Origin of the sequence: Aminipila luticellarii, from assembly GCF_004103735.1 — a bacterium.
GTDB lineage: Bacteria > Bacillota > Clostridia > Peptostreptococcales > Anaerovoracaceae > Aminipila > Aminipila luticellarii.
This window is the reverse complement of the sequence record NZ_CP035281.1, coordinates 508890-528232: the sequence shown is the minus strand read 5'-3', so window position 1 is coordinate 528232 and position 19343 is coordinate 508890. Positions and strand designations below refer to the sequence as shown.

At 45.4% G+C, this 19343-nt stretch carries 12 protein-coding genes; 4 read left to right on the top strand and 8 right to left on the bottom strand.

The features are described from left to right. Positions 1-70 precede the first annotated feature (70 nt). Positions 71-1822, top strand: a complete 1752-nt coding sequence (locus tag EQM06_RS02415; RefSeq protein ID WP_128744831.1) for an ABC transporter ATP-binding protein — start codon at positions 71-73, stop codon at positions 1820-1822. Beyond that, positions 1815-3743 (top strand): ABC transporter ATP-binding protein, encoded by a 1929-nt coding sequence (locus EQM06_RS02410; RefSeq protein WP_128744830.1) that lies wholly within the window; start codon positions 1815-1817, stop codon positions 3741-3743. Before EQM06_RS02415 ends, EQM06_RS02410 begins: the two co-directional genes overlap by 8 nt. 62 nt (positions 3744-3805) lie before the next feature. Here EQM06_RS02410 and EQM06_RS02405 read toward each other — a convergent pair whose 3' ends face one another. Continuing rightward, positions 3806-6274, bottom strand: coding sequence for a homocysteine S-methyltransferase family protein (locus tag EQM06_RS02405; RefSeq protein ID WP_330548352.1), 2469 nt, complete (start codon positions 6272-6274; stop codon positions 3806-3808). Between the two features lie 35 nt (positions 6275-6309). Further along, positions 6310-7083: a hypothetical protein gene (locus EQM06_RS02400; protein WP_205666578.1), complete on the bottom strand. Its 774-nt coding sequence runs from the start codon at positions 7081-7083 to the stop codon at positions 6310-6312. A gap of 214 nt (positions 7084-7297) precedes the next feature. Here EQM06_RS02400 and EQM06_RS02395 point away from each other — a divergent pair, with 214 nt between their 5' ends. Then, positions 7298-8602 (top strand): O-acetylhomoserine aminocarboxypropyltransferase/cysteine synthase family protein, encoded by a 1305-nt coding sequence (locus EQM06_RS02395; protein WP_230974999.1) that lies wholly within the window; start codon positions 7298-7300, stop codon positions 8600-8602. 98 nt (positions 8603-8700) lie between these two features. Then, the gene (gene metA / locus EQM06_RS02390; protein WP_128744827.1) at positions 8701-9621 is read left to right on the top strand and encodes a homoserine O-acetyltransferase MetA; all 921 of its coding nucleotides are present in this window, start codon (positions 8701-8703) and stop codon (positions 9619-9621) included. Between the two features lie 81 nt (positions 9622-9702). Here the strand turns inward: metA and EQM06_RS02385 are convergent, their stop codons facing one another. From EQM06_RS02385 to EQM06_RS02360, 6 genes are all read right to left on the bottom strand, one after another. Next, positions 9703-11652: a fructose-1,6-bisphosphatase gene (locus EQM06_RS02385; protein WP_128744826.1), complete on the bottom strand. Its 1950-nt coding sequence runs from the start codon at positions 11650-11652 to the stop codon at positions 9703-9705. Between the two features lie 147 nt (positions 11653-11799). After that, positions 11800-13959, bottom strand: a complete 2160-nt coding sequence (locus EQM06_RS02380) for a DNA topoisomerase 3 (protein WP_128744825.1) — start codon at positions 13957-13959, stop codon at positions 11800-11802. Between the two features lie 119 nt (positions 13960-14078). Further along, entirely contained in the window at positions 14079-15476 is a 1398-nt protein-coding gene (locus EQM06_RS02375; RefSeq protein WP_128744824.1) for an oxaloacetate decarboxylase subunit alpha, read from the bottom strand. A gap of 287 nt (positions 15477-15763) precedes the next feature. Beyond that, positions 15764-16777: a glycosyl hydrolase family 18 protein gene (locus EQM06_RS02370; RefSeq protein WP_128744823.1), complete on the bottom strand. Its 1014-nt coding sequence runs from the start codon at positions 16775-16777 to the stop codon at positions 15764-15766. A 159-nt stretch (positions 16778-16936) separates the two neighbouring features. Next, positions 16937-18214, bottom strand: a complete 1278-nt coding sequence (locus tag EQM06_RS02365; protein WP_128744822.1) for a Sapep family Mn(2+)-dependent dipeptidase — start codon at positions 18212-18214, stop codon at positions 16937-16939. Between the two features lie 15 nt (positions 18215-18229). Beyond that, complete coding sequence (locus EQM06_RS02360) at positions 18230-19342, bottom strand: DUF917 domain-containing protein (protein ID WP_128744821.1); 1113 nt, start codon at positions 19340-19342, stop codon at positions 18230-18232. Position 19343: the final 1 nt, after the last annotated feature.

Sequence of the window (19343 nt, the reverse complement as noted above, 5' to 3'; positions counted from 1 at the left end):
CCATGACTAATTAAAGGTATAATGAAGTTTCGTCTATAATCATTTAGTAACTAAGATAGGAGGAAAATATATGATAAAAAAGTTATGGGAATGCATCGGCCAATATAAAAAAGACTCGTTTCTCACACCCGTTTACGTTACATTAGAAGTTGTAATGGAAGTCATCATACCACTGTTAATGGCCAATCTGATCGACTACGGCATAGACGGGAAAAATATGCCCTATATCGTAAAAATGGGAACGGTCTTGCTGGTCTTGGCTCTCATCTCTCTGATATTCGGTGCTCTCGCGGGCAGAAGCGCCGCCATTGCCTCTTCAGGTTTTGCCAGAAATCTCCGCCGGGGCATGTACTATAATGTACAGAATTTTTCCTTTTCCAACATTGATAAATTCTCTGCTGCCAGCATTATAACAAGACTTACCACAGATGTGACCAATGTACAGAATGCGTATCAGATGATCATTCGTACAGCCATACGCTGTCCGGTCATGCTGATTTTTTCCTTAGTTGTAGCTTTTCACATCGACGCAGAGCTTTCCTGGATATTCCTAGGCTCTATTCCTATTTTAGGGATCGGCTTGTGGTTCATTATTTCTCATGCGCACCCAATCTTTGTTCGGGTATTCAAAACCTATGATAAGCTGAACAACATCGTACAGGAAAACCTTCACGGCATCCGCGTCGTAAAATCCTTTACCCGAGAACCTTTTGAAACAGAAAAGTTCGGTACTGTATCGCAGTCGATTTATAAAGACTTTTCAAAAGCGGAAAAGCTTTTAGCGTTTAATATGCCTTTAATGCAATTCTGCATGTACGCCTGTATGCTTTTGGTCTCCTGGTTCGGCGCACGAGCCATAGTGGCCTGCGGAGGAGATCCCGCCACAGGTCTAAGCACAGGAGAATTAATGGGTCTGATCAGCTATGCGACACAGATTTTAATCAGCCTTATGATGCTTTCCATGGTTTTTGTTATGATTACCATTTCAAGGGCCTCCGCAGAACGTATTGTGGAAATATTGACCGAGGAAAGCGATCTGAAAAACATAGAAAATCCGGTCACTGAGGTGAAAAACGGTGCCATTACCTTTGAAAACGTATCCTTTGCCTATGCCAAGCAATCCCACAAACCGGTTCTGGACAACATTGATCTGACCATTGATTCCGGTGATACCATTGGGATTTTGGGAGGAACAGGTTCATCAAAGACAAGCCTTGTGCAGTTGATTCCAAGGCTTTATGATGTTACCTCCGGCAGGATTACGGTAGGCGGCATTGATGTCAGAGAATACGATATTGACAGCTTGCGAAACCAAGTGGCTGTTGTTCTTCAAAAAAATATTTTATTTTCCGGAACGATTAAGGAAAACCTCAGATGGGGCAACGAGAATGCTTCTGACCAGGAACTGGTTCATGCCTGCGAGCTTGCTCAAGCGGATACCTTTATCAGGCAGTTTCCGGAGCAATATGATACGTACATCGAGCAAGGCGGTTCCAATGTTTCTGGCGGACAGAGGCAAAGGCTCTGTATCGCCCGTGCGCTGCTGAAAAAGCCTAAAATACTTATTTTGGATGATTCCACCAGCGCCGTAGATACGAAAACAGACTCTCTGTTTCGAAAAGCCTTAAGGGAAGAAATTCCGGATACCACAAAAATCATTATTGCACAGCGGGTCTCTTCCGTACAGGATGCAGGCAGGATTGTCGTTCTGGATGATGGAAAAATCAACGCAGTCGGCACACATGAGGAGCTTCTCAAAACCTGTGAGGTTTACAGGGAGGTCTACGAGTCTCAAATGAAAGGAGGGCTGAAAAATGAGTAAGGAAAAATCCCCATCCAAAAACACCATGCAAAAAAGAAGAAGGCAAAAACCCGATCCTCAGACGATCAAACGTTTATTATCCTATATGAGCGGCTATAAGCTGCAAGGCTTCTTCGTCATCGTCTGTATCATAATCAGTGCGGTTGCCAGTGCTCTTTCTGCCCTGTTTATTCAGAGATTGATCGACGATTATATTTCGCCCCTTCTTCTGTCGGCGGCTCCTGATTTCTCAGGATTGTTCAAGGTCATTATTATTATGGGCTGTATCTATCTCATGGGAATCCTTTCCGCCTTGTTTTACAATAGAACCATGGCAGTTATTGCCCAGGGTACACTGAAAAAGATTCGGGATAAAATGTTTTCTCATATGCAGACACTTCCCATTAAATATTTTGATACCCATACACACGGCGATATTATGAGCCACTATACCAATGATACGGATACGCTAAGACAAATGATCGCACAGGCTCTTCCTCAAATGCTTTCCTCGGTGATTACCATTGTATCTGTCTTTTGCTCCATGCTGTACCTGAGCTTCTGGCTGACGCTTCTGGTCCTGGTTTTCGTTTTTATTATTCTGAAAACCATCAAAAGCATTACAGGCAGAAGCGGAGCTTACTTTGCCGGACAACAGGCGTCGCTCGGCAAGGTCAACGGTTTCATTGAGGAAATGATCAACGGGCAAAAGGTCGTAAAGGTTTTCTGCCATGAAGAAAAAGCTAAGGAAGACTTCGACAAATTCAATGATGAGCTTTGTCATAATGCAACACAGGCAAATAAATACGCGAACATCCTGATGCCCGTCATGAGTAACATCGGTTATGCCATGTACGTTGTCCTCGCCATCGTAGGCGGAGCTATGGGGCTGGCAGGTGTGACCAATATGAACCTTATGGGAACAGGCGTCTTGACCTTGGGCATCATTGCTTCCTTCCTCCAGCTGTCCCGCAGCTTCGTCATGCCGATCGCCCAAGTCTCTCAACAGTTAAATGCGGTGATCATGGCTCTTGCCGGTGCTTCCCGAATCTTCCAGTTGATGGATGAAGAAAGTGAAATGGATGACGGCTATGTAACTCTTATAAATGCTAAATATGAAAATGGCGTATTAATGGAAACCGATCACCGAACGCATCTATGGGCTTGGAAACATCCCCACAGGGACGGTTCTGTCACCTACACAGAATTAAAGGGAGAGGTTCGGTTCTATGATGTGGATTTCGGATATGATGAAGATAAAATGGTTCTCCACAACGTCAGCCTTTACGCCAAGCCGGGCCAGAAAATCGCCTTTGTAGGGGCTACCGGTGCAGGAAAGACCACCATTACAAATCTGATCAACCGTTTCTATGATATTGCCGATGGAAAAATCCGCTATGACGGGATCAATATCAATAAAATCAAAAAAACAGATCTGAGAAAAAGCTTGGGTATTGTTTTGCAGGATGTTAACTTATTTACAGGAACCGTGATGGAAAATATTCGATACGGAAAACTGGATGCCACGGATGAAGAGTGTATGGAGGCCGCCAGACTGGCCAATGCGGACAGTTTCATACGCATGCTTCCGGACGGATATGATACCGTGTTATCCGGAGACGGAAGCGGTCTGTCACAAGGACAGAGACAGCTGCTTTCCATAGCCCGTGCAGCCGTTGCCGATCCGCCTGTCATGATTCTGGATGAAGCGACTTCCTCTATTGATACCCGAACCGAAGCCATCGTACAGCGAGGCATGGATTCTCTGATGCACGGCCGAACCGTCTTTGTCATCGCACACAGGCTCTCCACCGTGCAGAACTCTAACGCGATTCTGGTCTTAGAGCAAGGCAGGATCATCGAGCGCGGTGATCACGACGATTTGATTGCTGAAAAAGGAACCTATTATCAGCTCTATACCGGAGCCTTTGAATTAGAATAAAGAGAACTAAAAACAGGCTGGAAAAGATTTCCATCCTGTTTTTATATAAAATTTCAAAATTGTTAATTTCCAAACACTTCTTTAGCAATATCCACCGAGCGTTTTGCATCTTTCGCATAATAGTCCGCCTGAATGGTTTTTGAATACTCTTCCGTTAGAACCGCACCGCCGACCATGATCTTGCAATCCAGTCCGGCCTTGCGAATAGCTTCTATGGTATCTGCCATGCTTTTTAAAGTCGTCGTCATCAGGGCACTAAGTCCCACCACTTTAGCCTCATGCTTTTTCACGGCTTCTACCACAGTATCTATCGCCACATCTCTTCCCAGATCTATAATCTGGTATCCATAGTTCTGCAAAATAATCTTTACGATGTTTTTACCGATATCGTGAATATCACCCTTTACTGTTGCCAGCACGATTTTCCCGCGGTTCACCGTCTCGGTATCCTGAGCGGCCAGTCTCCTGTTTACGACCTCAAATCCTGCTTGTGCCGCCTGGGCTCCCTGTATGAGCTGCGGAAGGAAGATGTCGCCCTTCTCAAAGAGAGCACCCAGCACGTCTAATGCGGGAATCAGCTTTTGGTTGATGACGTCCATTTCTTTCATGCTTTCGAGCAGGTTTTCTGCCGCCGCCCTTGTCTCGTTTTTCAAGCCCTTCCTGACAGTATAAAATATGTCCGGCTGAGCTGTTTGATCTTGGCTGTTTGAATCCCTCTTCACAGGAGCAGTGCTTTGTCCGCCCGAAGACTTTCCTGCGGTTTCCCCTTGGGCAAAGGCCTCAATATACTGCTTCGCCCCTTCATCATGCCCGGACAGAACATTATACGCGTAAATGGATTCCTTCATGCCGTTATCCTTTGGATTCATAATGGGCATATCCAGACCTGCGTCCAACGCCAGTGTTAAGAAATTTCGGTTTATGACCTCTCTCTGAGGAAGTCCAAAGGAGATATTGGACACACCGAGCAAAATCTTCACACCCAGCTGTTCTTTTATCATGCGGATTGCTTTTGGCGTTTCAGAAGCTTCCTTTTGTTGAACAGAAGCAGCCAGAGTCAGACAGTCTATGATGAGATCCTCTTTGGGAATACCATAGGAAAGCCCCGTCTCCACGATGCGTTCTGCCAGTTGGAACCGTCTTTCTGCCGTTTCCGGTATGCCCCCTTCATCCAGAGTCAATCCTACGATTGCCGCACCGTACTTTTTGGCCAGAGGAAAAATTTGTTCCATTAATGCCGGATCTCCGTTGGTGGAATTAATCATGGGTTTTCCGTTGTAGATCCGAAGAGCTGCCTCTAACGCTTCCGGATTTTGTGAATCCAGCAGAAGAGGTGCGTCTATGACGGATTGAAGCAGTTTTACCACGCGGCGGAGCATTTCTGTTTCATCAATGCCCGGCAGTCCTGCGTTCACATCCAAAATTTCTGCTCCGCTTTCCACCTGATCGACCCCGCAGGCAAGAATGGTGTCCATATCCTCCTCCAAGTATGCCTGTTTAATGAATTTCCGACCCATGGGATTTATGGTCTCCCCTACAACCGCTACATGATCCACCCGCAAAGCTGTCGTCGGCGAGCAGGCTCTGAGCACCGGCACATAGTTTGCGATTCTTTCGGATGCCTTTGTCTGCACTCCGCCGAATTTTGAAACAAGCTGTCTGATATAGCCGGGCGCCGTTCCGCAGCATCCCCCAAGCATGGAAATCCCCAGCTCATGATAAGGGAGCATCTGTTCTGCAAATTGTTCTGCATCAATATCATACTCTCCGGTCTTTAAATTGGGAAGTCCGGCATTGGGTTTTACAAAAACAGGTAATCTGGTATTCTCACAAAGTTCCCTGGCAATAGGGAATATCTCTGTAGGACCTAAGGAGCAGTTGATTCCTATGGCATCCGCTCCAAGACCTTCCAGCGTCATGGCCATGGATTCCACTGTGCATCCCGAAAAAGTTCGATGGTTGCTCTCAAACGTCATGGATACCATGACCGGCAGATGGGAATGTTCCTTTGCCGCTAAAACGCCTGCCTTTACCTCATACAGATCCGTCATGGTTTCAAAGATGATGACATCTGCTCCGGCTTTCGTTCCGGCCTCCACCATTTCCCGAAACAGCTCATAGGCCGTTTCAAAGGATAAGGTCCCCGCCGGTTCCAGCAATTCGCCCAGTGGTCCAATGTCCAGAGCCACCAGAGTCTCCGTATCTCCGCAGGCTTCTCTTGCCACTTTGATTCCGGCTGTAATGACCTCCTCCACGGTATACCCAAATCCGGCCAGCTTATGTGCATTTGCGCCAAAGGTGTTGGCATAGATCACATCGGATCCGCTTTCCACGTACATCCTATGAACTGCTGTTATTTTCTCCGGATGGGTGATTGAGAGAAGCTCCGGCCGTTCACCCAATTCCAGGCCGCTGTTTTGAAGCATGGTACCCATCGCTCCATCCAGTATTACATACTCCTTTGTATTAAAAATATTTCTCAATTTACTTTCCTTCCATTCCTTTTTCCTATTAAAAGCTGCTTTCTGCACAAAACACCTTCCAGACATCCTGCAATTGTAACACTTTACCGCCTCCCGCAATAACCTCCGTTTATCCGAAAGAGGCAAGAGTCTCGTCTCTCACAAGTTTCGCAAGCTGTTTGGGCTTTCTCATTTTTTCTACCCGTACCGCCTTTTCTGCTGTCCCTCGCTTTTTCCTCCGGCAGGATTCCGATTACTGCCGTAACAGACTTACGAGGTATCAGCAGGTGCTCGCTGCTCTTTGTCAATCCGATTTTTCGCTCCATATTCAAAAGATTTGAAAACACATCCTGAGCCTCTAAGGGCAAATCGCCATACCCCGGACTGAACCTTGCGGTCAGCGCCATACCCTTCTTATGATAGGCTTCAGTCATCCGAAGCTGGAGCTGGTCGCACAAATCTTCAATCAGAGATGAGGCACACGCATCCAGGGCTACGGCCTTGGCCATATCCGTTACCTGTGCTCTTCGAATAAGCCTGTCCATCTGAACTCCCAGTGTGACTGCCATTAAGATACAGGATTCACAGCCGGCAAGGTGTTTCGCAACGGCGCTTCCTGCCAGCTTGTTCTTTGGATGGATCACATAAGCCTCGCCCAAGTCTTCCGTAAAACGGAGGGGAAATTCCTGACAGACAGCGTGGGGAACGGCTGTGTCCAGCACCAGTCTGGAACAGGTCTGTATCAGTTTCAGGCTGTCCGGATCCGGTTCCTTCTGCCCAAACCCCATGCAGGCATAAATAAAAGAAGGGCTTATCTCTTCGGGTATTGTTATTTTCATCTGATCCATCTCTCTGCTCTGTGCAGTCCTCTCTTTCACACATCTTTCCTGCCGGAAATAAATTATCAAATTAATTATATCACAAATCATTGATTTTATTTTTAATATAGTATAACATATCAAATATGTATGTATATACCAAAAAAATATTATTTTTTTGTGTCTAAACCAAATTATATTGAATAAAACTTTGCTTACATCTAAAAACAAATTAAAATTCCGCTTATTAGCGATACTTATCGGAGGTAAAAATATGAGTCATATGAATGAAATGAAAAATATGTCTTTTGAAACGAAGTGCGTCCACGGTGCATATAAAGCCGAAAGCGGTCAGCCTCAAGTACTGCCCATTGTGCAGAATACCACTTACAGATATTATGATTCCAAGGATGTTGCGGAATTATTTGATCTGGAAAGCCCCAATTTTATGTACACGAGGTTAGGAAGCCCTACCGTAAATGCGCTGGAGGAAAAGATGGCTCTTCTGGAAGGCGGAACGGCCGGTCTTGCCGCTTCTTCGGGCATGGCGGCCAGCTTTATCACCATCTGCAATATTTGTCAGTCCGGTGATCACGTCATCTCTGCCGCCAATATTTATGGCGGTACACATAATTTATTGGGAGTATCCCTCAAAAGATTGGGAATTGACGTCACTTTTATTGATCAGGATATTCCTTTGGAAGAAGTCCTAAAGGCTGTCAGGCCTGAAACGAAAGCCATCTTTGGTGAAACGATCGGAAATCCCGCTTTAAGCGTTTTAGACTTCGAGAAATTCTCCAAAGCGGCAAGAACCATAGGAGTTCCTTTCATTGTGGATAACACTTTAGCCTCACCGGCTCTTTGCAGACCCATTGAATACGGGGCTGACATCGTGATTCAGTCGACCACCAAATATGCGGACGGCCATGCCAGCTGTGTCGGTGGTGTGGTGGTGGAATCCGGCACCTTTGATTGGTCCGCTTCGGGGAAGTTTCCGGGGATGGTAGAACCGGACGAGAGCTATCACGGATTGTCCTTCTATCACAAGTTCAAAGATGCTGCCTTTTGTACGAGGCTTCGTGCCGTTATGCTCCGGGATTTCGGATGCACCATGGCACCTATGAACGCTTATTTAACACATCAAGGACTGCAGACACTTCACTTAAGAATGGAACGCCACTGTGCAAACGCTCTGGCTTTAGCCGAATTCTTAGAAAATCACGAAATGACGGATTGGGTCGTTTATCCGGGACTGGAGGGAGATAAATACTACGATTTGTCTCAAAAATATCTGCCAAAGGGTGCCGGCGGTGTCTTATGTTTTGGCGTAAAGGGAGGTAAAGCGGCAGGAGAAAAATTCCTTTCGAACTTAAAGCTTACAAGTATCGTCGTTCATGTAGGAGACATCCGAACCTCTGTGCTGCATCCTGCCAGCACGACACACAGACAGCTTTCAGAGGAAGAACAGATTGCCGGAGGTATCCGACCGGAATTGATCCGAGTCTCCGTAGGACTGGAATCCATTGAAGACATCAAGGCTGATTTCGATCAGGCACTGAGAGCAGTCCGTTTACTATAGAAAATGACAGGTCAGAGACTTCAAGGCTCTGGCATATATTAATCTGCCAGCTCATGCACAAGCATGAACTGGCGCCATATTAAAAAGGAGGAGGCAACATGCCTTTAATTATACCAAATGAATTACCTGCCTCTGACGCATTGCAAAAAGAAAATATCTTTATTATGCACAAGGGCAGAGCTGTAACACAGGACATCCGGCCATTAAAAATATTGATTGTCAATCTGATGCCCACTAAAATCGCCACGGAAACCCAGCTTGCCAGAGTTTTGGCCAACTCCCCTCTACAGGTGGAGTTGACGCTGGTATGCATGGATTCCCACGAATCCAAAAATACCTCACAGGAGCATATGACTTCTTTTTATAAAACGCTGGATGAAATAAAGGATCAGCGCTTTGACGGAATGATTATTACGGGAGCTCCGGTCGAAACGCTTCCATTTGAAGAAGTGGATTACTGGAAAGAGCTTTGCGAGATCTTTGAATTTTCAAAAACCAATGTATACAGCAGTATGCATATTTGCTGGGGAGCTCAAGCCGCACTGTACTATCACTTCGGTATCCCCAAGTATCCTACCGACGGAAAGGTCTTCGGCGTATTTGAGCATAAGGTGACAAGACCCTACACCCCCTTGGTAAGAGGGTTTGACGAGCTTTTCTATGCCCCACACTCCAGACATACGATGGTAAAAAAGGAAGATGTGCTGATGCACCCTCAAATCCGTATTTTAGCTGAATCAGAAGAGGTCGGCGTACACATTCTGGCCACCGATAACGGACGTCAAATTTTTATTCTGGGTCATCAGGAATACGATAAGGATACGCTGGCGGCCGAATATTTCAGAGATGTGAATAAAGGGCTGGACATCAGCGTTCCATGCAACTATTTTAAAAACGATGATCCCAAAGAGGAGATCCTTTTCCGGTGGCGTGGTCATGCCAGCCTGCTTTTCTCAAACTGGCTGAACTATTACGTATATCAGGAAACGCCTTATGATTTATCCACCTTAGTACGGTGAAGGTGGTGAAAAAGGAGCGAATGGATCAGGCAGCCTCAACAGGCCGCCGTTTCCATCCGCTCCTTTTATTATGAAGTCTTTTTATTTGGTTTCTTTAATCAGGCCGGACTTGTATGCCTTTACCAGGTTTTTCAGATCTTCTACCTGTAATTGCAGATCCTCCCCTATATCGGAGGTCTTTACCGTCAGTCTTACCGGCATATTCTCTACGATTTTAATAGTCGGCGTGTGGAATTCCTGACTGCCATCCTCCTTCATGGGACTGTATGTCTTGTGCTCCGCAAGAGCCATGAATCTGGAATTGAAAATAAAGGTATACCCGGCAATCCCCGTTTGCTTTTGATAGGCCTTTGAAATGCCTCCGTCGATGATAAACAGCTTGCCTCCTCCTCGGATCGGGCTTTCTCCATCCTTGATCTTGACCGGTACATGCCCGTTCAGGATATGAGCGGTAGCTGGATCCAATCCAAATTCCGTCAGAATTTTTTCACAGGTCGTGCGGTCATTTACCAGCTTATAATACGGCACCGTATATTCCTTATGGGATTTTTTATCCTCTATAAACGACCGTTCAAAAGTGGTCATCTGATCTTTTCCGAACAATGGAGATTTGCTTCCCAGCCATAAGTACCACATAATGTCTCCGGTAATGCCCGTTTCATCGGATGCCAGCGGATTAAAATAGGCTTTTCGCACCTCATCATCCAGATAATCCATAAACGCTTTTCCCTTATGAGTGGAACCGTTTAAGGTAACATCCTCAAATTCTCCGTCTTCCGTCATTGGAATGCACCCATGATAGAGCAGATTTCCATTTACACATTTGTACATCGCTCCATGGCTGTATAGGAAACGAATATGCTCCTGCAATTTTTCACTTTCCAGAAAAGAAGCTTCCAGCGTATTCATCAGCAAATTCTCTTCATCTGTAAGCTGATACGGATTCTCAGGATCAATGGTAGGAAAGTTCGTATCTCTCAGCTTCCATTCTATCCCTTTGATCTTTATGGTGTTCTTTTCAAAATCAATTTTATCCAAAAGCAGCCGGTGATCCATTTTATATTCCGGATGGGACATAATTCGCTGGCCTTCCACCTTATGCTGTATGATTGCAATGGCTTTATGCATTTTAGCCGCTAATTGTTCGTCCACCGGATCAAAGGTGTTTCGGTCCAGCATATGCGGAGCAAAGTGGGTACAAGGGTCATTGGCATATACCTTTGCTGCGAAAACTGCCAGCGGTCTTAAATTGATACCGTATCCGATTTCAAGCATATCAAAATTATTATAGCTGATGTTCATTCGTATGACATTCGTTATACACGCCCAATTTCCGGTGGCAGCACCCATCCAGACAATATCATGGTTTCCCCACTGAAAATCCACATCATGAAAGTTCATCAGGTATTCCATAATGTAATCGGGGTGTGCTCCCCTGTCAAAAATATCTCCTATAATATGTAATCGATCTACGGCCAGCCGGCTGATCGTATCGGACAGCTCTGCAATAAACTGCTCGGCCACTTGGCATTCTACGATAGAGTTAATGATCTCATTGTAATAATGCGCTCTGTTGGCTTCGTCATCCGCATGTAAAAGCTCATCTATAATGTACGCACTGTCTTTGGGCAGCCTTTTTCTCACCTTGGATCTGGTATATTTAGTAGAAACGGATTTACATACCTCAATCAGCCTGTAAATCGTGACTCTGCACCATTCATTAAAATCGGTTTCTTCCTTTTTTCTTCTCTCCAGCTCCGCTTCCGCATTATAAATCAGGGATGCCAGCTTATCCCGTTCTTTTTCCGGCAGGCGCTTTCCAAAGATTTCATCGATCTTAGAGCGGATGACTCCGGAAGCACTCTTCACCATATGAATAAAGGCTTCATGCTCTCCATGCAGATCGCTCAAAAAGTATTCAGTTCCCTTCGGCAGGCTTAAAATCGCCCTTAAATTTATAATTTCTGCTGACGCCTTTTCGATATTCGGATATTCCTTCGACAACAGCTTTAAATATTTTTCTTCAAACATTTCCTGCTTCCCTTCTGCACTCCCTGTTTTTTTGTATGCAGGAAATACCCTTCCCCCGCATTGCAAAAAAACATCACTATATAAAATAATACTAAAGCCTTTCCATAAAAGCAACAAAAACGTTTACAATATACTTCTTCATTCTTTTTAAAAATTCATATTCTTGGGAAAGTAAAGCTTAAAATTCACATACTGTCCGGTATCTTCCATAAATATATAAGCGGAATAGGTGGTATCTTTCTTTTCCGAATACAGATTGACAGCCTTAATCCTGCCTTTTTCCAAAAAAGCTTTTACCATAGGCCTCGTCAGCGGTTTTCGCTTGCTCAAGAAGAACTTATCTTCTTTCCAAATCGTAAATCCGCATTCCTTTCCGCCCTCGCAATAATAATTTTTCTTTCCTTCATAAATGTTTTTACCGCACCTTGGACATTTGCCGATAATTTCCCGTCCACGCTCATCAAACACGCAGCCTTCGGTATAGCTTTCTACCATTTCGTCAACAAAATCAATGATTCCGTCTATAAATTCTCTGCTCTCTATTTCTCCCTTATAAATCTGCTCCAGCTTTTGTTCCCATTCTGCTGTCAGGACCGCACTCTTTACTTTTTCCGGCACTAAATCCACCACTTCATAAGCCTTTGCAGTAGGAAGAAGGTTTTTCCCTTTTCGCTCTACAAATCCGGTTTTTATGATACGTTCTATAATGCCTGCCCGAGTAGCCGGAGTTCCTAATCCAGCGCCTGCCACCTCCTTTTTCAGTTCTTCATCCTCAAGGGTCTTCATGGCATTTTCCATGGCGGAGAGAAGGGTATCCTCCGTATAAGGCTTTGGAGGCTGAGTGCTCTTTTCCTTTGAAGTAACGTCTGCACGCTGAATGGTCTGCCCCTCTGTCAAAGCAGGGATGATCTCTTCTGCTTTTTCTTCTGTCTTTTTCTTAGGCTTTTTTCCTTTTCCTTTTCCGCTGCTTCCTTCCTCTGTTTTCGGACTGCTCTTTAAAAGCTCGGATAACTGAGCGGTGATTTCCTTAAATCCATTTTCAGTGATCTGTCTGCCTGTGGCCTTAAATTCTTCTCCCTCAATGTTTAAGAATAATTCGGTCTTTATGTATTCATGAGGCAGATAGGCTGAGGTCAGCAGCTTATATACAATCAGAAGCAGGATATGAAACTCGTTTTTCGGAAGCTTATCCGATGCCCTCCAGGCTTCTATCGTCGGTATGATCGCATGGTGATCCGTTACTTTTTTGTCATTGATGAGCCGCTCTATATTGATATGGTTTAAATCGTAATGGGAAGAGGTCTGTTTGTCCAGATAAGGTGCTTTTAACAGGCTCTTTACGATTTGCCCGGCGCTGTCTTTCATATCCGCTGTCAGATATCTGCTGTCCGTTCTCGGATACGTCACCAGCTTCTTCTCATATAGATTTTGAGTTGCATCCAGAGTCTGCTGTGCGGACAGTCCCAGCATTTTGTTAGCTTCCCTCTGTAATGTGGTCAGATCGTATAAGGCCGACGGGTTTTCCTTGACCGGCGCCTGAGTCATCGCCGCTACCTGAGCAGTCTTTCCATGGCACTTTTCTACAATCTGTTCACTTTCTTCCTTACTTTCTACCCGCTTGGTCGCTGTAAAATTCATGCCGTCATGGCTGCAGGCGGCTGTAAGAATATAAAAGGGTTTTGAGTCAAACTGGTCAATGGCTCTTTGCCTCTCCACAATTAAATTGACCGTAGGCGTCTGAACCCTTCCGATATTGATCTGCGCGTTGGCCATACAGGCAAACAACCTGGAAAAGTTGATGCCCACCAGCCAATCTGCCTGAAGCCTGCAAAGAGCTGCCTGATACAGCCTGTCGTATTCCCTTCCTTCTTTCAGCTTCGCAAAGCCGTCTCGGATGGCTTTCGTCTCCATCGAACTGATCCAGAGCCGTTTAAAACTTTTAGTGCATTCCGCCTGATTATATACCAGTCGGAATATCAGCTCTCCTTCTCGCCCCGCATCGGTCGCACATATGATTTCATCAATATCATCGCTCTCCATCAGCATTTTGACCACGCCAAACTGTGCCTGCACGCCTGCAGACACTTGATATTTCCATTCCTGCGGTATGATGGGAAGGTCCATGATATGCCACTTTTGATACTTTTTATCATAGACTTCCGGCATGACAGTCTCCACCAAATGTCCTACACACCAGGATACTACATATTCAGTTCCTTTAAAAAATCCGTTGCCCCGCTTGTCCGCACCCATGACTTTTGCAATTTCGGCGGCCACGCTGGGCTTTTCTGCTATTACTAATTTCATATCCTTAAGTATAACATAATCCGCCTAAAATGCCAACAGACCGCTGGATCCTATAGGAATCGGCGGTCTGTCTTTCGCGCTGTATTTCTTTGTATTTTTCGCTTTATCTCTCTGTTTTTTTACACCGGATAGGCCATAGCCTCTTCATCTACAAGACTCCAGTCCATACCGTATATTCTTGCCGCTCTTTTTTGGAAAAATTCTTCCGCATTTTTGGGGAACATGGCCTGAGTCAGCACATCTTCCTCCTGCTCCAGATATCTCGCACATTCTCTCTTCATATTTTCCAATTCCGGTTCAAGCAAATCTGCCGGCCTGCACGTGATCTGTTCCTCATCTCCGATAATTTTCTGCTTGATCTCCGGGCTGATGGGAACGGTAGTTTTTCCGTACATCCCCTTCACGATCATCTTTACCTCATTGGGAACCATTTTATAGCGTTCGCCGGTCAGGACGTTCAATACTGCTTGTGTTCCTATGATTTGACTGGTCGGTGTGACCAGCGGCGGGTAGCCTAAATCCCTTCTCACCTCCGGAACTTCTTTCAGCACCTCGTCAAACCGGTCTTCCGCATTGGACTGCTTTAACTGGGACAACAGATTGGACAGCATTCCGCCCGGAACCTGATATACCAGCGTGTTGACATCGACACCTGTCAATTTGATGTCAATGAGCCCTTCGGCGATATACTTTTCCCGAACCGGTTTAAAATGTTCGGCAATTTTATTTAACTGCCCTAAATCTAATCCCGTATCATGGGATGTACCCCTAAAAGCAACCACCATCGCCTCTGTGGAAGGCTGAGAGGTTCCCTCTGCAAACGGAGAAATAGCAGTATCTATGATGTCTATTCCGGCTTCTACTGCTTTCATATAGGTCAGGCTTCCCAAACCGCTGGTAGAGTGCGTGTGAAGCTCCAGCGGCACGGTAATCACCTGCTTGATGTCGGTAATCAGCTTCTGTGCATTATATGGGTCGAGAAGCCCCGCCATGTCTTTGATGCAAATGGACTTTGCTCCCATCTGCTCTAATTCTTTTGCCAGATTAATAAAAACCTGATTATCGTGAGCCGGACTTTTGGTGTATGAAATGGCTCCTTGAGCGTGGCCGCCGGCTTTATTGCAGGCTTCAATGGAACGCTGCAGATTTCTCGTGTCGTTCAATGCATCAAACACCCGGATAATGTCAATTCCGTTGGTAATTGCCCGGTCTACGAACTCATCCACCAGATCATCCGCATAATGTCTGTATCCCAGCAGATTTTGTCCCCTCAGCAACATCTGCAATTTTGTATTCTTTACCCTTTTTCTTATTTTTCTGAGCCGAACCCACGGATCTTCATCCAAAAAACGGATACAGGCATCATAAGTCGCCCCTCCCCACATCTCTATGGCGTGATAGCCCACATTGTCCATAACCTCTAAAATAGGCAGCATTTCCTCGGTTTTCATTCGGGTCGCCATCAGCGACTGCTGTCCGTCTCTGAGAACAGTCTCTGTTATTCCCACTTTTGCCATTGCATATTCCTCCCAATATTCGTTCCTTTAACACCCTGCCCCGTTTAGCGCGGCTGACAGAATTTGTACCGCAAATCACAAATTTTGATTTCTATCTTTTATTATATCCTATTAATTGTAATAATATTTTTAAATTCTAATATTTTTAATTTCTAACTATTTATCTTATACTATAATGAACTATTACAAAAAAGTCAACAGGACTATCCAGTTTATTTTTACCAGACAATCCTGTTGATATAAATATTTATTCATATTTTGAGGAACAGCTTGCTTAAAAGCTTTATTTAGAACAGTTTCGTTACCGAAAAGGCTCTTTTTATCGCATTTGCCAGATTGGGATCATAGCTCATAATATTCCAGATGCTGATACCCGCCAGCCCATATTCCCGGACTACATCCATTTTAGCCTTATAGCTTCTGGCATCTTCAAACCACACTTCGTGCTGCTGATATACGGTTTCTTCCGTCCCGTCCTCATTTGTGGTGACGGCTTCTTTCCAATAGACAAAATGTGGACTTTGTGCTTCTTCGTCAAACTGTATTTCTGCGCCAAACTCTTCCGCTCTCCTGACTGCCTCTTCATTCGTAATTTTTTCTGCCATGGATTCCTTCGGTACGAAAGGCAGAGTCCAATCATACCCATAATTCGGAATTCCCATCAGAATTTTTTCCGGAGGTATTTCGGTGACACCGTATTCAATCACCTGCCGTACTTTATTGATCGGAGCCACTGCCATCGGCGGTCCATAGGTATACCCCCACTCATACGTCATCAGAAGCACAAAATTAGCGGCTTTTCCCATGCCGGCATAATCGTGCCCCTGATATAAAAGCCCTTGCTGTCCTGCCGAGGTTTTAGGCGCAAGCGCAACAGTCACTAAAAATCCTTCCGGACTAAACATCTCGGTCGCTCTGGAAACAAGCTCCGTATACTGATCTCTGTTTTGTGCCGGTACATATTCAAAGTCAAAATCTACACCAAAAAGATTTTTTCTTCTCAATTCATATAGTATTTCCTGGAGCAATCTCTCCACCGCTTCCGGATTTTCAACCACATCGCTCACCAGCTGTTCTGAGAACTGTCCCTGTTCGTTCATCGGTGTCAATACCATCATGGAGCCTACTCCGGCATTATCAGCAGCTTCGATCAGCTCTTCATCATTTAAAGGGATCAAATATCCCTCCGGAGTCATGCCGTAGCTAAAGGTTGCAATCAGCGATAAATTTGGCAGCCATGCTTCCAGTACCTCCGGCTGAACACTTGGATAGACGTATCCGTTTACAATTATTTCATCCATATAAAAAGCACCCCCAGCTACAGTTTATGCTTCCGGGGATGTCTTTATTTTATATATCCGCAAATAGTATAAAAATATAACTTCTGCCGGCAAAACAGGCACTAGCATTGCCGGCAGAACTTTATAGGAGAGGACGTCAGCCCAAAGGAAATACAACAGTCATACGGAAACAGAGCAAGCCCTTTCCATTGCCAGCCTATAGATTTCTCTCGCCTTATACAAGTCCTCTATAAAAATGTATTCATTGGGCTGGTGTTCCGTGCATTCTCTGCCGGGAAAGGTCGGGCCAAAAGCCACGATATGCTCCATGGCTTTGGCATAAGTGCCGCCGCCCATAGTCATCGGTTCTGTAGAATCCCCTGTCACATCGCGATAGGCTTTCAACAGGCTCTGTATAAACTCGCTGTGTTTATCCATAAATACAGGCTTTTCTCCCCCAAGGATTTCTGCCGTAATTCCATAATTAGCTACTTTGCTTGTGATTCTGTTCACAATATCCTCTTGCGTATAGCTGACGGGATATCGGATGTCCAGCACCAATTTGATCCACTGTTCGTCACTGATGAGCATTCCGGGATTGATTGTAATTTCTCCGCTCTGTTCATCTTGAAGCTTGCAGTTCAGTAATGCGCCGTCCCAGGTCTGCCCGAAATTTTCATTATAGAATTCTGCAAATCGGCCTGGAAGCTCTTTCATGACAAGACCAATGGCATTGGCACCCAGCCACGGCATACTTCCATGGGCGGATTTGCCGTCCCTTACGATAGTGACCTCACGGCCATCCAAGCCGAGGGCAGTCACCTCGCAATGAGAGGCCACCATATTCGGTGCATCTCCCGCTTTTGCGTTTTGAATGCCGGATTCTTCCCTTTTCATTTTCAGCTGAAGGATCAGTATCCCCTTTTCCGCATAAATCAGCGGGAAATCCGCATCCGGAGTAAATCCGAAATCCGGTAATTCCTCATGCTGCTTATAGTATTCCATATCCGGCCAATCGCCGGTCTCTTCTGTACATCCGAAGAGCAGGCGTATACGCCTGGAAAGGGGCTTTCCGCTGTCCAGAAGCTCTTTCATGGCATATATAACGGCTACGGCAGGGCCCTTGTCATCAATAACGCCCCGGCCGTAAACTCTGTCCTCCTTGACCGTCACGTCAAAAGGTTCACAATCCCATCCGCTGCTTGCCGGTACCACGTCAAGATGGACAAGTATTCCCATGATCTCATCCCCTTGCCCAATTTCCGCATAGCCCATGTAGTTTTCACATTGCTTTGTCTGAAATCCAAACTTTTTGCACAATTCAAGGCAATATTGCAGGGCATCAAAGGATCCTTTGCCGAAAGGATATTTTCCTTCCGGCGGACCGCTTACGCTGTTTATGGAAACCAACTCTTTCAAATGGAGCAGCATATCGTCTTTTTTAATATAACTTTCCATATTATAATCCTCTTTTTATTTTTTTTCATTAAATGGTATATAGTCCACATCAAAACCAAAATGTCTTGGGCCGAAACACTCCAGACCTTCTTTTGTCTTCCATATATCGGGTGAAGGAAGAACTAAGACATTGATTTCCATGCCCTTTTGGAAATTCGGACTGGTGACAGGAATCCCGTCTGCACCGATCATGCAGATTAAGTCCGGAGCGGTTACATCAATCTGGTCGTTTCGATAGGCGATAATGTTCTCATTTTTAAACCAGATTTTATATTTCTCACCGGCATAAGTATCTGTTCCGGTGAGATAAATTTCTCCGATATTAAATCCTCCGGTCTGTTCCCACGGCGTTTTTTCCACGCTGCCCTTGAAGAGTACCTTACCCTCCACGGCATCTGCAATGGCTCCGGCAACTCCTTCTCCATCCTTCCCGCTTTCTCTGGCCTTTCTCAATTCCTCGCCGATTTTCATGGCATAACTGATGGCATTGGGAATAATGGACTCCTTATAGTCTTTTCCTTTCATGGGATGATCTGCAACGCCCACCATAGCACCGCTTACACAGGCAATAGATCGGGCGATCTCCTCTGCTCGGAAATCATCCACAACATCCTTTAGGATGACCACATCTCCATATTCCGTAGCCACTGTCATCGGGTTGATTGGTTTATTTTTTACAAAATAACTGGAATGCTGAAGCTCCGGTACCGATCTTCCGGCAGGATCGCCATCCATCAGAGGAATCCCCAGCTGGCAGGCGGTATGTAATGCTTCTGCTGTATTGGCTCCCCCAAGTTCTGTAGAGGAAACCGCAAAGAATTTCTCGCCGAAATACTCTTCCAGACTTCTGAACGCCAATATGGAAGCGGGGTAGCCAATATGAGGCAGCTCTTTGTACTTCTCATCTTCCTCCGCATCCAGCGCTGCCGGAGCTCCGCAGCAATACGGGGTGGCAATATAGGCCTCATCCGGCAATTCGTCCAAACTTGCCAGATACAGTTCCTTTCCTTCTTTAAAATCCTGTTCCATAACGGCGATTCCATCCTCAAGGTTTCCTCCGCCGCCTGTTCCAAGTACGGTGCATCCGTATAAAATATCAATAATATTTTCTTGTGTTAATTTTTTCATG

Bases quoted from the DNA above. Each gene is read 5' to 3' on its own strand.
- EQM06_RS02415 (WP_128744831.1), top strand. From the start codon at position 71: ATGATAAAAAAGTTATGGGAATGCATCGGCCAATATAAAAAAGACTCG.
- EQM06_RS02410 (WP_128744830.1), top strand. From the start codon at position 1,815: ATGAGTAAGGAAAAATCCCCATCCAAAAACACCATGCAAAAAAGAAGA.
- EQM06_RS02395 (WP_230974999.1), top strand. From the start codon at position 7,298: ATGAGTCATATGAATGAAATGAAAAATATGTCTTTTGAAACGAAGTGC.
- metA (WP_128744827.1), top strand. From the start codon at position 8,701: ATGCCTTTAATTATACCAAATGAATTACCTGCCTCTGACGCATTGCAA.
- EQM06_RS02385 (WP_128744826.1), bottom strand. From the start codon at position 11,652: ATGTTTGAAGAAAAATATTTAAAGCTGTTGTCGAAGGAATATCCGAAT.
- EQM06_RS02380 (WP_128744825.1), bottom strand. From the start codon at position 13,959: ATGAAATTAGTAATAGCAGAAAAGCCCAGCGTGGCCGCCGAAATTGCA.
- EQM06_RS02375 (WP_128744824.1), bottom strand. From the start codon at position 15,476: ATGGCAAAAGTGGGAATAACAGAGACTGTTCTCAGAGACGGACAGCAG.
- EQM06_RS02370 (WP_128744823.1), bottom strand. From the start codon at position 16,777: ATGGATGAAATAATTGTAAACGGATACGTCTATCCAAGTGTTCAGCCG.
- EQM06_RS02365 (WP_128744822.1), bottom strand. From the start codon at position 18,214: ATGGAAAGTTATATTAAAAAAGACGATATGCTGCTCCATTTGAAAGAG.
- EQM06_RS02360 (WP_128744821.1), bottom strand. From the start codon at position 19,342: ATGAAAAAATTAACACAAGAAAATATTATTGATATTTTATACGGATGC.